Source organism: Chryseobacterium sp. SSA4.19, assembly GCF_022601875.1.
Classification (GTDB): Bacteria; Bacteroidota; Bacteroidia; order Flavobacteriales; family Weeksellaceae; genus Chryseobacterium.
This window is the reverse complement of record NZ_JAKVIP010000003.1, coordinates 114,547-129,490: the sequence shown is the minus strand read 5'-3', so window position 1 is coordinate 129,490 and position 14,944 is coordinate 114,547. Positions and strand designations below refer to the sequence as shown.

Below are 14,944 nucleotides of genomic sequence, written 5' to 3'. Positions count from 1 at the left end.
ATGGAAAACGCACCCATCATAGGAAAACCGGTCAGCAGGCTGGAAGGTCATCTTAAAGTAACCGGAGCCGCAAAATATGCAGGTGAATACGAAGCAGATGATCTTCTTTACGGCTACATCGTCAACAGTACCATTACAAAAGGCAAGATAAAATCGATTGATATAAAAGAAGTTGAACAACTGGATGGAATTATTAAAGTTTTTACCCATAAAAACCGGCCTTCTACCGCATGGTTCGATTTTCAGTATGCGGATATGGACGCACCTCCGGGAATTGTTTTTAAACCGCTTAAAGACGGAGAGATCAAATATAATGGGCAGCCTATTGCGCTGGTTGTTGCTGAGTCATTTGAAATGGCCCGTTATGCTGCCGCCAAAATAAAAGTGGTGTACGAAACCGAAGAGTTTGAAACAGATCTGAAACACAACCTTGACAAGTCCAGGGATCCTAAAAAAGGTCTTGCTTCTTTACTGAAACCGCCGCCGCCAAAACCAACCGGAGATTTTGAAAAGGTATATAATAATTCATTTGTACAAACCGACAGTCAGTTCAGCCATGGAACAGAGCATCACAATCCTATGGAAATGTATGCCACTACCGTTATTTATGAAGGCAGGAATAAACTGAAAATATACGATAAAACCCAGGGAACGATTAATTCCCAGATGTACGTGGCCAATGTTTTCGGATTAAAGATGAAAAATGTGCAGGTACTGTCACCGTTTGTCGGCGGCGGATTCGGCTCGGGCTTAAGGCCCCAGCAACAATTGTTCATGGCAGTAATGGCATCACTGGATCTTAAGCGGAATGTAAGGGTAACACTGGACCGTCATCAGATGTATATGATCGGACACCGGCCGCCTACTTTACAACATACTAAATTCGGTGCTGATGAGAAAGGAAAAGTACAAGCAATATACCACAAAGCAATCGGTGAAACCTCCAGGTTTGAAGATTATGTGGAAATCGTGGTAAATTGGGCCAATATGCTCTATCCTGCCGATAATACGTTGCTGGAACATGAGGTTGTTCCTTTAGATGTATACAGTCCTCTGGATATGAGGGCACCCGGTGGAAGTACCGGTATGCATGCTGTTGAAGTAACAATGGATGAAATTGCGTACCGGCTGAATATAGATCCTTTGGAATTAAGGCTGATTAATTATTCGGAAATTGATAAAAGCAGCGATAAAGAATACTCCAGTAAAGAACTCAGAGAATGTTATTTGCAGGGAGCAGAACAGTTCGGCTGGAACCAAAGAAATCCTGAACCCAGAAGCATGAAGCGTGGAAATAAGCTGGTGGGGTATGGTATGGCAACGGGCATCTGGGATGCCAACAGGATTTTGGGGCGTGCTGAAGCCATGATGAATCCTGATAGCAAAGTGGAAATAAAATCTGCAGTAACGGATATAGGAACCGGAACTTTGACCATCATGACGCAGATTGCTGCTGATACTTTAGGCCTTCCAATTGAAGATATTACTTTTTCCTATGCGGACAGCAAGATGCCTTTTGCGCCGATTCAGGGAGGATCATTTACCACAGCAACCGTGGGTCCTGCAGTACAGGCTGCCTGTGAGGCACTCAACAAAAAGCTCCTGAAAAAAGCTAAAAATTTAGATAATTCTAAAATGAAAGATCTTACCTATAAAGAGGTAATGTTTAAAAACGGATTTATTTTTTCTAAGACAGATGCTGAAAATAAAATCTCCATTGCTGAAATTATGAAGGCCAACAAAGGAAAAGTTATTAAAACAACCCATTCAGCAATGCCTAATCCTTTAACCTATGGGAAGAAAGCAAGAGCAGTTCACAGTGCGGTTTTTGTAGAAGTTGAAGTAGATGAGGAGCTTGGCGTAATAGAAGTGAAAAGAGCTCTGACTGCAGTGGCGGCGGGAAGGATTATCAATCCGAAAACGGCTGAAAGCCAGGTATTGGGAGGAATGATTTGGGGAATAAGTAAGGCATTGCACGAAGAAACAATCCTTGACCATAATCTTGGCCGGTATATGAACTCTAACCTGGCTGAATATCATATTCCTGTACATGCTGACATTCATGATCTGCAGGTTCTTTTTGTAGAAGAAAATGATCGGTTTGTGAACGACTTAGGTGTAAAAGGAGTAGGGGAAATAGGCGGAGTAGGCATCCCTCCCGCTGTTACCAATGCGATTTTCCATGCAACCGGGAAAAGAATCTATGATCTTCCTATCCATTTCGATAGATTGTTGTAATGAGAAATATATCATAAAGAGTCCGTCTCACAACTAGTGAAAACGGACTTTTTTTATAATTTTTATCGACCTCCTGTCAGAGAATGATTTTTGTACAGTCGATTCTCAACCCACATCATTGAGTTGCGAGACTAACTCTTTATGCTCTTAATGTATTCACAACATCAGTAACTTTAGAAATTGTAATTTCAATATCTCGAGGTGTCGTAAATCTGCCTAAGCTGAACCGTATGCTGCTTAAAGCATTTTCGTCAGAGAGCCCTAAAGCCTTCAGAACGTGTGATGGCTGTGAGGTTACCGATGAACATGCGGATCCGCTGGAAACCGAAATATTTCCTAATGCTATAATCAGTTTTTCAGATGAAACATCCGGAAAACAGATGTTGGACGTGTTATATATTCTGTGAGCATTCGATCCATTGACGAAGCTTCCTTTAATTTTTAACAGTTCCTGTTCAAGAAAATCCCTCAATTTCCCAATTCTTTCTGCATCATTATTCATTTCATCTTTTGCGATCTCACAGGCTTTGCTCAAGCCAATAATGCCCGGTACATTTAAAGTTCCACTGCGGAGGTTTCTCTGCTGGCCGCCGCCGTGTATCTGCTCTTCAAGCTTTATTTTTGATTTTTTTGAAACATACAAGGCTCCGGTGCCTTTGGGGCCATAAAACTTATGTCCTGAAATACTCAATAAATCTACATCTAATTCTTTTACATCAACCGGAATTTTCCCAACTGCCTGGGTCGCATCACAAAGCAGATAAGCACCATAAGAATGGGATGCTTCAGCAATTGATTTTATATTTTGCAAAGTTCCGGTTTCATTATTCGCCATCATGGCAATGACGAGTAAGGTTTCTTCATTTAGAGATTGCTCCAGAAGATCAGGATCAATTATCCCATCCGGCTGAACCGGAAGATATTCTACCTTAAAACCTTGGCTTTCCATATAGTGGCAGGTATCCAATACCGCTTTGTGTTCGGTGGTAAACGTTATGATTCTTTTTCTTTCTGAATTTCTAAGACCTTTAACGGCTAAGTTAATTGATTCCGTAGCACCGGATGTGAATACCATTTCATTCTCCTTTGAGCCGATCAGATCAGCCACCTGCCAGATGGCATTATCAATAGCTTCTTTCACTGCTAATCCATTCAAATGCGGACTTCCCGGATTTGCATAATGTTCTGTAAAATAGGGCAGCAGGCTTTCAAGGACGCGTGGATCAGTTTTCGTTGTGGCGTTATTGTCAAGGTAGATTTGATATGTCTCGTGCATTTATTGAAAGAGTACAATTGAATTTATACGTATTTTAAAGATAAGGCTTACCGGATTAAAATACAAGATTATTGAAAGAATTATATAAGAGCTTATTTACATTAAGCTGGAATACAATATTTTGCGGATTTGGTGATGGCACAGATATAAAATACAATAAAAACCTTCTGAATCTAGAAGCATATATTTAAAATAAGATTTAAATCTGGTGTACAGTTTAAAATCGTAATTGTCAGATAGGATCTTTGATAGAAAAAAGTCCACTCAAAAGTGAACTTTTTTAATATTTGCTTTATGATTTGAACTTGTTTACATTAGTAATACAGCTTTCTCTCTTTAAGATAGTTGATAAGCTCCTTGGGACGATCGGTCTGAATGATATTGACCCCTTTTGAGATAAACCAGTCATACACATTGGGATGGTCTAAAGCGAGATCATCGTTATGGCCCGCGTTGTGATGCGGCCACAGTGAGTTGACCCAAATCTTAATTTTTTTCTCTCTTAATGACTTGAAATCAATAAGATTCTTTTCTGATGTGCCTACTGTAAATTCAAAACCATAGATTTTATAATGGGTTAGATACTCATTGATCTTTTTTCGATCTTCAGGGTTGTCTAATCTGATAATCGGCATATACCGGATGTCATCTTTAATGCTTCCGTATTTCTGGTTAAATTCATGGTATGGTTCATGGCCTTTAAATAGGATTTGATCAAACATTCTGCGTTTCTTAATCAGCGGATAAACTTGGCTGCTGTAGTCAAACCCTTTATCAAGATTTACCAGTATTTTACCGTCGGTGATGGCAAGAATTTCTTCAAGCGTGGGAATCTTCATTTGTGTGGCTACACCAAGGCCATCCCGTAAATAAAAGTTTTGAAGTTCAGCCAGTGTGAAATCAGAGGGCTTTCCTTTTCCGGTGGTTGTCCTGTCGATTGTATTATCGTGCATAATGATTAAAACGCTGTCTTTGGTCATGGCAAGGTCAATTTCAACCATGTCAACTCCTTTTTCAATTGCCTTTTTCACAGCCCACACCGAGTTTTCAGGTGCATCACGCCAATCGCCACGGTGTGCTACCACCATGACTTTGTCATCAGGGAAATTGGATAGGGAAACCTGTTTTGTCTGTGCAATGGAAAATAAAGAAACAAATAAGAAGAGTAGAGGAAAAAATTTATTGTTCAACATAAAATGGAGTTTTAAAAATTAGTAACCTGGATTTTGTTTAATGGCCGGATCTGTATTGATTTGTCCCTGCGGAACAGGCATCAGAAGGTTGTGTGCATCAATCTTAGCGGTGCTGTAACCCGGATTGTTGTTAAAATAGCTCGTCATCACAGAAACTGCCTGACCTGTCCTGACCAGGTCAAACCATCGGTGGCCTTCACCAACCAGTTCAAGCCTTCTCTCGCGGTCAATTTCGCTTAAGAGTAAATCTTTCGCTGAAAGGTTTACTGTCGGAATTCCTGCTCTGGACTTGATTTTATTTACATAGATGTTGGCATTAAGGAAATCATTTTGTTCGGTGTAGCATTCGGCCATCATCAGGTAAACATCGGCCAGCCGGAGTACCACAAAGTTGCTTCCGCCGTCGGCAATGGTATTGGATGTTTTTACCAGTTTTTTACTGAAAGGAACTCCGTTGGATGTGAGACCGATATAAGCCGACCGCCTGGCATCTGCAGAAGAATAAAGATTATACACTTTTTTGGTTGGCAGATTATGTCCTTTTGCTCCTGAAACGGAACCCGACGGGCTGAACATCTGATAGGCTGTGCTGCCTTCGGAGTTGCCATTTAAACCTGAGGCAAACTGTACGTCAAAAATAATCTCGGCATTGTTTTTATTATTTACATCAAAAATTTTACTAACATCAGCCAGCAATTGATATCCCAGAGGTTCGATCTGGCTCAGATAACTTAAAGATTCTGCATATTTTTTCTGTGTCAACAGAACTTTTCCTAAAATTCCCAAGGCAGCTCCTTTGGTTACTCGTCCTTTTTGAACCGTAGTTGCAGGCAAAAAGCCTATGGCATCTTTCAAATCCGCTTCAATGGCTTTGTAGACTTCTGCTGCAGGTGTTCTCGGCTGCCCGAAATAATCATTTACGTTGGTGGTTTCTTTCAGTACCAAAGGAACATCGCCAAACACCCTGACAAGATTGAAATACATTAAAGCCCTCAGGAATTTCATCTCACCGGTTCTTGTATTTTTTAAAGCTTCTGTCATATCCGGAATCGCACCCATCCGGGTCAGGATAATATTCGCCTGCTGAATGCCAATGTAATTATCTTTCCAGGTACTTGCGATTAAGCTGTTATTTGGCTGGATGGTAAAATAATCCATTTCTCCGTAGGTAAAGGAGTCATTTGCGGGTACCTCGTCATAGGTATTATCAGACGGCAGTTCGCCTAATGCAGGCATTCCCAACTGATACTGGCCTGTATACTGCAACGAACCGTAAACAGAGTTGATCCCTTGTTCGATTTCTGCGGCTGTTTTATAAAACTGGGAAGATACTTTCTGTGCTTCCGGATTTACGTCCAGAAGATCAGACGAGCATGAGGTGAATATTCCAAGAAAGACGGCTGTTGTAATAATTTTTTTCATCAGTTTAAAATTTAAGATTAAAGCCCATTGAATAAATTTTGGCTACAGGATAATATGCGCTGTCGTATCCCTGCGTAAGAACATTGTCTGACGTGGCATCGATGTTCATCCCATTGTATTTTGAAATCGTAAAGAGATTATTTCCCACCAGGTACACCTGTACATTATCCAGACCGATATTTCCCAGTACAGATTTAGGTAAATTGTAAGCCAGCCGCAGAGACCTCAATCTTAGATAATCGGCCTTTTTGAAAAATAAACTTGATGTTCTCGCTTCCTTCCGGTTGTTGGAATAGTTCATATTCGGCATTCCGAAAAATCCGTCCGGATGGGTTTCCGCGTTATAACGGTTGTCAAAATAATACTGTGATGCCATCCCGAATCCTTCGCCGGACTCTAAAGTACTTACAGAATCGCCGTTATAGATTTTCTTGCCTATTTCACTGTATAATGTGAAACTCAGTTCAAAATTTCCGTACCTGAAATTGTTGTTAAATCCGAGAATGTATTTAGGGACACCGCTCCCAAAGCTTTTTCTATCATTTGAATCAATTTTTCCGTCACCGTTTAAATCTTCCATAATAAAATCACCGACCATTGTCCCGCTGATATGAGGAGAACTGTTAATTTCCTGCTGTGTTTTGTAGATTCCTAAAATATGATACCCATACATTTCTCCGATCGAACCTCCAACCTTTGTGACGGAAAAGTTATTGGCACCGGTGATGATCTGGTTCTGACCGTTTGCTAAAGCTAATACTTCGTTTTTATTGGTTGAAAAATTAAAATTTCCTAAGTACGTGAAGTCTTTGGCAATATTGAAAGTTTTTGAAGCGATCTGAAGTTCAAAACCTGAATTCCTGATTCTCCCGATGTTCTGAAGCGAGGTGCTGAACCCGGATTGCTGTGGAACCGGGACATCAAGCAGCAGGCCGTTCCTGTTCAGAATATAATAATCTGCAGAGACGTTTAATATATTTTTGAATAAAGAAAAATCGATTCCGAAATTGTTTGATCTGGACTTCTCCCAGGAGATATTGGGATTTGGGGCAGTCGCCGTGGAGTAACCTGGAGCTAAAATATTCCCGAATGTATAATTTTCCTGGTTCATTAACGACAAGGCACCAAAGTTGGGGATTTGATTATTCCCGTTACTGCCTAAGCTGTATCTGAGTTTTAAGTCGGTCACCATATTATTTTCAGGAAAGAAATTTTCATTACTGATGGTCCAGCCTGCAGAAAAGGCATAGAAATCTCCCCATTTTGAATTGATCCCGAAACGTGAGGATCCGTCCCTGCGGTAGGATGCCATTACATTATATTTGTTGTCATACGTATAATTCACCCTTGTGAAATAGGAGAGTAACCTCCATTTATATTGTGTCAAAGTATTTTTAAAAGCCGTGCCTCCTGCAATATTCCGGATGCTGTTGTCAGGAAATGCAGTAGCTTCGGTAAAAAGCTGTGTGTTGTCTTCCTGCTGGAATGAATGCCCGGCGATCGCATCTACCCGGTGCGTTCCCCATTTTCTGTCAAATGAAAATACGTTTTCAATGAGATAATTTTTTCTGATATATTCCGTCCGGTTGGCAAAGGTTACATCCGGAGCAGCAGCTCTGTAAGCGCCTACTGTGGAAGGGTCAAAGAAATTATATTCGTAATTGGTGTAATCGCCACCTGCGGAAAATCTGTATTTTAAACCTTTAAAGATTTCCAGTTCTGTAAAAATATTCCCGAATGTTTTAAAAATAGAATACTTTCTGTCAGTCATATCCTGTACGGCAACGGGATTTTCTACCAAGGCTCCGTCGGTTGATGTGTTTCCTAAAATCTGCTGGGATATTGCTAAGCTTCCGTCTTCATTATACGCTTTGAAAAAAGGATACATGGCTGTTGCCATCTGTAACGGATTATAACTTCTTGAATTGTCTGCAAATATCGTCCCGCTGGAAAAAGAAGGAGTCATTGTTATCCCTATTTTCCATTTGTCATTAAGGGCTGTTGACAGGTTTACACTGGTAGAAAATTTTTCATAATCGGTGCCGATCACAAGGCCTTTCTGATTAAAATAGCTTGTGGTAAAAGCATATTTGCTCTTTTCGCTGCCTCCGGTAATATTGAGTGATGTCTGGCTGATTGGTGCGGGCCTCATGACGGTATTCAGCCAGTCCGTATCCGTAAGGCCGGGTTGCTTTGCTAAGTAAGGTTTGAGATAATCCGGAATCAGTTCCCTCAATGAAGCGCCTTTGCTCACTCTTGTCGCATTATCATCCGAAATACTTCTGTTGCTTCCCTTGGAAAGATAATTATTGTCCCGTGCTTCCTTTAAAAATGTTGCCATATCATAAGCATTGACCAATTTCACACGATCACTTCGCATCTGCATCCCGTAATAGGTATCGAATGAAACATTCATTCTGCCTTTGGTTCCTTGTTTTGTTTCAATAATAATCACACCGTTGGCACCTCTCGACCCATAGATGGCAGCAGAAGCAGCATCTTTTAAGATATCGATTTTTGCAATGGAATTAGGGTCTATGGCGTTGAGATTAGAGCCTTCCGTAAGAGGCAGCCCGTCTACAACGATCAGCGGATTTGATCCGGCCGTTAAGGTTCCTATACCTCTTATCCGTACAGACGGCGAGCCTCCTGGATTTGCATTGGCCTGCGTAATCTGCACGCCGGTTGCTTTTCCGGTGATAATGTCCCCGAAATTACTGGAAGCAATACCTTTCATCTGTTTTTCATCAATGGAAGCAATAGAACCGGAGTTGTTTTTTTTGCTTTGTTTTCCATACCCCACCAAAACGACTTCATCGATTGCTTTTTCCCTCGAATCTGCCGTGTCCTTTCTTATCGCTAATACTTCATCCGGTCTGGAAACCATTGTGTTTTTCAACTTTGAAACTGTTCTGGGACTGAGACGAACGGATATCGTATTCTGACTGGTATTAAAATCAATGCCCAGATTTTTTTTCAGGTATTCCAAAGAAGCCTGTAAATTTTCATAGTTGATTTTTGAATCGTCCACCTGAATATCCTTCAGGTCCGAAACGGAATAAAAGAATTTGACTCCGTGTGCTTTAGACAGCTTTTCGAAAACACTTGGTAATGGTATTTTCCGCTGGCTGACGGACTGTTGAAAACATTTGTTAGTTTCTGCGAAGGTAAAATGTGGCGCGCACAAAAAACCTAACAACATCATACTAATTGTTGTTTTTTTCATAGCTTTGCTGAAATTAGTTGTTAATTGACTGGTTTATATTCAATGCACCGGTAACCCCATTACCGCTGCATTATTTTTTTAGAATAATGTGGTTGTTTGAATATCTTTCTTTTTTCAGGTTAAACGGAAAACTGATGGTCTGAAGCACCTGATCAAGATTTCCGCTGATATTTCCGCTGATCATTTTATATTGAATTTCTTCAGGATAATCTATTGTAATGTCATACGTTTTTTCCAATTGGGAAACAGCTTCGGAAAATTTCCTGTTATTGAAATCAAATGCTCTTGCTACATCATGATCATAAAAATGTTTCTCATTTCCGTTTTGGTCGGCGATCCAGGTTTCTTTTGGCAGAAGATACGTGATGTGGCCCCGGTAATTCACTTTTACCCTTCCTTCTCTCAGGTAGACGTTGTTTCTTTTTCCTTGATCCAACATGAATTTTGTTCCCAAAACCTGTACTTTGAAACCTTTGGCATCGACTATGAAAGGAAGCTTTTTGTTTTTAGTTACGCTGAAGAAAGCCTTTCCGGTAAAAGAAACATTCCTGGATGTTGATCCGAAATCTTTTGCCAGTTTCAGTCTGCTCTGAGGTTCCAGCGTAATGGCTGTCCCGTCCGGTAAAATGAATTGTTTTTTTGTATTTGAAGTCTGAAACACGAGTTCTTTCTGTACTGCAGAATTTTTGTTTTCTACAAAATACAATCCCATTAAAATAAAAAGAGGGAGAAGCACCGCCGCAACTGCAATCGCTTTTCTGCAGTTGTTTCGGAATTGGATTTTCCGTTCCAGCTTATTCCAGATCCTTTGATCTGAACGGTCTTTCATTTTACGGTTTTCTTCCTGTACCGATTTCCACTGATTTTCGAAATCCATAGATGTCTTTGGTCTTTATCAGAGAATACGTCAGAAAGATAAAATCGTCAACCCTGTATTGTTTCATTTAATAATTTGTTCACACGGGTTCATATTCAGTTTATAAATATTTTAATGAGATAAATTGAAAATGATAAGTTAAAGTCTGTCTTTGAGTTTGAAATATAATCTCTTGCTGGTTATGTATGTAATTAAACAACATATATCAATGATGAAAGTTATAATCAACTACACCATTAAAAGTATACTTTTAAAAAGACTTTTATAAAAAGAGATTCAGATTTGCCCTTAAAAATTTCAATACTTTATTGACATGTTTTTCAACAGCCGTTTTGGAGATGTCATTTTCACGGGCAATGGTAAAAAGGCTGAGATTCTGGATTTTATTTTTGATGAAAAAATCACGGCTTCTTTCGGGAACCTGTTCAAGGAGGCTTTCAATTTTCTGAAGCTGGTCTTCCTGTTTGACTTTTTTTTCAATATCCGAATGTTCATCGGTCTCTTCTGCAGGTGAGTTTTCCAAAGAAACGAAAATCATCTTCCTTTTCCGGTAAAAATTAGCGATTTCCTGCTTTGCAGATTTAAATACAAGTGCTTCGGTCTGAGAAGCAGAATCGGTTTTAGAACAATATTTCCATACATGCATGAAAATATCCTGGACAAGTTCCTCGATATCTTCTTCTTCAGCAACATATTTAGCTACAAAAAAATACACTCGGTGCTTATACGCGGAATATATTTCTTTAAAACTTTCCATGACTTATTATTTCAGCAAATTTGAAACTTACCTGTGCAAAAGTATCCAAAAGCTGTTGCAATCAGATTAAGGGAATATTAAGTTTGGTACATAAATATTTTTGAAGAGACCAAAAGTTAAAAGAAATGTATGTCAATTCATGTTTCCGGATCGATTAAAGATCCGCTTTATAATGCAGTACTTAAAAAACATACATTTAAAATGTATTCTTTGTAACCTGTTTTATTACAGGTTGCTAGTAGCGTTAAAATGAACAGAGAAATTATAAAATAATTAGATTTTAATATTAATCAGATCCATTTCCTAAGCTCATAGGCTGCTTCCCAGAAATGATATTCCATGATTGAGGCCGTGATGAACGCTTCTGTCATCTTTTCTCTTATGGCAGGTGTTGTTCCTTCAGCAATTCTATCACAGATTACAATAGCTTTATTGACGGCTTCTGCAAACTCCTCACTGCCATACGTATCGATCCATTTCTGATAAGGATTGTTTTCAGCCTGAATATGGCTGCAGATATGATCACCCACTTTTTTATAAATCCAGAAGCAGGGTAGGACTGATGCCATCCCGACTTCTACAGGATCCAGCGCTGCCGTACTTTTTAAAAAATGAACGTAATGGTGGCACGCCGGCTGCATTTTTCCTTTTTCAGTCAGTCCGAAATCTTCAAAATAAGATTCGTGTAATGCATTTTCGACCAGAATAGCTGTTTCTGCATACCGCATATATGCTAAAGTATCACCGATATGATGAGCCCTTGCGGCAATCAGAGATAATGCCCTGCCAAAATGTTCAAGATATAAAGAATCCTGCGCCATATAGAACTGGAACTTTTCTATCGGTAAGCTTCCGTCCGACAGCTTTAAAATAAAAGGCATCGTCAGTATGGATTGGTAACGTTCTTCAATCCGGTTCCACGCTGTTTCAGACCATTTCATTTTTTATTAATTTTTTTGGGTTAAAAAAGTGGTTAAGCGGCCCGTTCCCTTTTCCGGTAATTACATCTTTTCCGTTTTTTATGGCTTCGAAAACATATTCCTGTGCATGGGCAACAGCATCTTTAAGATCTTCTCCGCGGGCAATGTAAGCGGCTATAGCAGACGAAAGAGTACATCCGGAACCGTGGGTATTGTCAGTTACAAACTTTTCAGTTTCATAAGAGATGGCATCCTGGTTTTCGCTGATCAGTAAGGAAGTGATGCGGGAGGTTTCCTGATGCCCTCCTTTGAGAAGGATATTCTTACATCCATATTTTAAAATCTTCTCTCCTGCAGTCTGCATATCTTCTAAAGTCTTGACTTCCATTCCTGCTAATATGGCTGCCTCATCCATATTGGGGGTAATGATATCAGCAATGGGGAAGAGTTTCTCCACAATCGTGCGTACTGTTTCTTCTTCAATCAGCCGGTGTCCGCTGGTAGCTACCATAACGGGATCAAACACCATAGGAATTTTCGGATATTTTTTCAGGGTGTTGATAATGACTTCCACCAGTTGAGGGGTGTGCACCATTCCTATTTTTATGGCTCCCGGGAAAATATCATTCAGTACAGCCTCCAGCTGATCGGCAACTGCTTCTATCGGAATAGGATAAATGGTACGTACACCCTGTGTATTCTGCACCGGCAGGGCGGTGAGGACAGAGGTGGCATAACATCCTAACGCTGAAAATGTTTTGATGTCTGCCTGGATACCGGCTCCTCCGCTCCCGTCGAAACCGGCAATGGTAAGTACGGACGGATAGGTGAATTTTTTCATTTCAATATTTTATTTTTAATTTGATAAGCAGCTTTCTGAGGATTCTCTGCAGAACATATCGCAGAGACTACGGCTAAACTATTCGCTCCTGCTTGCATAATCATTTCAGCATTTTCCATATTGATATTGCCGATCGCAACCAACGGTTTGTCGGTGATCGATCGGATTAGGGAAAGACCTTCGGGTCCCCATTCCGTTACTGTATCTTTTTTGGTTTCTGTGCTGAATATCGGGCTGATCCCAAGATAATCTGATGCTTTGGTCTGCTGATTTTCCAATTGACTGAGATATTCTATGGAATAGCCGATAATTTTATTCCTGAAAAAGGGGATTTTCCTCAGGCTGCATGGAGACCGATCACTGTTGCCTACGTGGATTCCTGATGCTCCTGATTTTTCAGCGACTTCCGCGTTGTCATTAATGATGAGTGGAATATTATATTTCTCTGTAATTTCCATGAGATCCAGTGCTTTCTGAAGAAAATCTTTTGTGGGAACTGTTTTCTCCCGCAGCTGGATGAGATCGACGCCGCCAATAATAGCTTCTTCTGCAACTTTCAGAAAGTTTTTGCCGGGACAGTCTTTTTCAGAGATCACCAAATAAAGCTGGTAAGGAAATTCCGGATGGATGTTCATCATCTTGTCAGATTAAGATTGCCTAGAAATTCCTCTTCTGTGATATTATATAACGTGTCAATAAGATGAAGCTGCAAACTTCCGGGACCCATACTTTGCGCAGCCGCCAGCTCACCCGAAATACCCAGTAAACTCATGGCCGCAGCTACTGCTTCTGTTGTATTGTCAACCGCAGCGATAAATGCACCGATCAGTGCGGATGCAGTACATCCAAGTCCCGTCACTTTGGTCATCATCGGATGGCCATTCCTTAAAAATATTCTTTCGGTACCGTCGATGATAACATCCGTTTCACCGGAAATGCATACCACCGAGCCATAATTGGCAACAATGTTCTCTGCAGCCTCTATAGCGTCATCACTTTGTGCTGTACTGTCAACACCTTTTGTCGTGGTCATACTGGCTTTTGCCAAAGCAATAACCTCGGACGCATTGCCGCGAATGACGCTGGGTTTTAAGGCCAGCAATTTGCTTAGAACGGTATCCCTGTACGAAGTTGCGCCTGAACCTACCGGATCCAGGATCCAGGGTTTATGTAGCGAATTGGCTGTGTTTGCTGCTAAAAAGAAGGACTGTGCCCAATATTCATCTAAAGTGCCGATATTCACCACCAGTGCATTTGAAATACTCACCATTTCTTCTATCTCAGCATGGGCATGGGCCATAACAGGCGATGCACCAACGGCCAATAGCGCATTGGCAGTATTGTTCATCACGACAAAATTGGTTATGCTGTGTACGAGAGGTGAATGGTTTCTCACCTTAAGGACATGGTTCCAGAGATTATTTTCCATTATATTCTGTTTAAATAATGCTTTAGGAAAATAAGAAACAACAGCCCTGATACTAACGGACATTGCCTTTCCCTACATCGGTGTAAACCGTATCAGGTTCAAAGGGACTCTCTCAATTCTTTTCAGAATACCCCTAAAGCAAAGCAAATATAGTAATAATCAGATAATCCTCAGCTTATAAAAATTAAAACATATGTAACTTAGATATTTTGTTGATCTTATATATAATAATCATTTTATGTATAATTATTTACAGTAAATCAGTTAATTAAATTCAAATTGCCTTTATTTGTAAGAGAGTTAATAAATTGTTTATTCAACTTATTAATTCACTATATCGTGGATTGTTTTTTATTATATATGCATTGCCGCAATGATTTGGAGGTTCTTCTTTTAAAAAATGTATCTTTACCGAAAATTTTAAGGATGTCATATATTATAAGAACGTCTTCTGCAGGTTTAATATATGTGCTGGGCTCAAAAGTTATCAAAATAGGAAAACCAAATTCTATTGATGGCTGCAAGACCTTAGGCAAATCTTTACTCATCAATGCCGACCAGATTGTTTTTCTGGGTTTCAATATGGAGCATCATGTTACTTTTTTCATGACAAATGGTTTTGAAATTTCTCTGCAGATTCCATTTGCCGAAGCTGAAGAAGCTTTTAATTGCGCAAAAGGAAATATTGAAAAAATTATCAGATAGTATTTAAAATTAGTTTTAAATACAATTTTACAGCCGGCTTTACATCTTATTTTTAATATA

At 39.9% G+C, this 14,944-nt stretch carries 12 protein-coding genes and 1 riboswitch; of the genes, 2 read left to right on the top strand and 10 right to left on the bottom strand.

Going from position 1 to position 14,944, the window contains the following annotated elements; all coding sequences use genetic code 11:
- On the top strand, window positions 1-2,238 hold the full coding sequence (locus MKJ01_RS02990; RefSeq protein WP_241611560.1) for a xanthine dehydrogenase family protein molybdopterin-binding subunit: 2,238 nt from the start codon (window positions 1-3) through the stop codon (window positions 2,236-2,238).
- 139 nt (window positions 2,239-2,377) lie between these two features.
- Here the strand turns inward: MKJ01_RS02990 and MKJ01_RS02985 are convergent, their stop codons facing one another.
- The 10 genes from MKJ01_RS02985 to thiM all read right to left on the bottom strand — a co-directional run bounded on the left by MKJ01_RS02985 (window position 2,378) and on the right by thiM (window position 14,179).
- On the bottom strand, window positions 2,378-3,514 hold the full coding sequence (locus MKJ01_RS02985) for a cysteine desulfurase family protein (RefSeq protein ID WP_241611562.1): 1,137 nt from the start codon (window positions 3,512-3,514) through the stop codon (window positions 2,378-2,380).
- A 314-nt stretch (window positions 3,515-3,828) separates the two neighbouring features.
- Window positions 3,829-4,707: a glycerophosphodiester phosphodiesterase family protein gene (locus MKJ01_RS02980; protein ID WP_241611564.1), complete on the bottom strand. Its 879-nt coding sequence runs from the start codon at window positions 4,705-4,707 to the stop codon at window positions 3,829-3,831.
- Between the two features lie 18 nt (window positions 4,708-4,725).
- Window positions 4,726-6,129, bottom strand: a complete 1,404-nt coding sequence (locus MKJ01_RS02975) for a RagB/SusD family nutrient uptake outer membrane protein (RefSeq protein ID WP_241611566.1) — start codon at window positions 6,127-6,129, stop codon at window positions 4,726-4,728.
- 4 nt (window positions 6,130-6,133) lie between these two features.
- Window positions 6,134-9,355, bottom strand: coding sequence for a SusC/RagA family TonB-linked outer membrane protein (locus MKJ01_RS02970; RefSeq protein ID WP_241611568.1), 3,222 nt, complete (start codon window positions 9,353-9,355; stop codon window positions 6,134-6,136).
- A gap of 70 nt (window positions 9,356-9,425) precedes the next feature.
- Window positions 9,426-10,232, bottom strand: a complete 807-nt coding sequence (locus MKJ01_RS02965) for a FecR family protein (RefSeq protein ID WP_241611570.1) — start codon at window positions 10,230-10,232, stop codon at window positions 9,426-9,428.
- 262 nt (window positions 10,233-10,494) lie between these two features.
- Complete coding sequence (locus MKJ01_RS02960) at window positions 10,495-10,989, bottom strand: RNA polymerase sigma factor (RefSeq protein ID WP_241611573.1); 495 nt, start codon at window positions 10,987-10,989, stop codon at window positions 10,495-10,497.
- Between the two features lie 290 nt (window positions 10,990-11,279).
- Window positions 11,280-11,930, bottom strand: coding sequence for a thiaminase II (gene tenA, locus MKJ01_RS02955; RefSeq protein WP_241611575.1), 651 nt, complete (start codon window positions 11,928-11,930; stop codon window positions 11,280-11,282).
- On the bottom strand, window positions 11,917-12,750 hold the full coding sequence (gene thiD / locus MKJ01_RS02950) for a bifunctional hydroxymethylpyrimidine kinase/phosphomethylpyrimidine kinase (protein WP_241611577.1): 834 nt from the start codon (window positions 12,748-12,750) through the stop codon (window positions 11,917-11,919). Before thiD ends, tenA begins: the two co-directional genes overlap by 14 nt.
- Window positions 12,747-13,385: a thiamine phosphate synthase gene (gene thiE, locus MKJ01_RS02945; protein WP_241632475.1), complete on the bottom strand. Its 639-nt coding sequence runs from the start codon at window positions 13,383-13,385 to the stop codon at window positions 12,747-12,749. Before thiE ends, thiD begins: the two co-directional genes overlap by 4 nt.
- Window positions 13,385-14,179: a hydroxyethylthiazole kinase gene (thiM, locus tag MKJ01_RS02940; RefSeq protein ID WP_241611579.1), complete on the bottom strand. Its 795-nt coding sequence runs from the start codon at window positions 14,177-14,179 to the stop codon at window positions 13,385-13,387. The genes thiE and thiM overlap by 1 nt, the downstream gene beginning before the upstream one ends.
- 52 nt (window positions 14,180-14,231) lie before the next feature.
- Window positions 14,232-14,324, bottom strand: a riboswitch (TPP riboswitch).
- A gap of 281 nt (window positions 14,325-14,605) precedes the next feature.
- On the opposite strand from thiM, the gene MKJ01_RS02935 reads away from it, so the two are divergent.
- A complete protein-coding gene (locus tag MKJ01_RS02935; RefSeq protein ID WP_241611580.1) occupies window positions 14,606-14,884 on the top strand; it encodes a hypothetical protein in 279 nt (92 codons plus the stop codon).
- Window positions 14,885-14,944 lie beyond the last annotated feature (60 nt).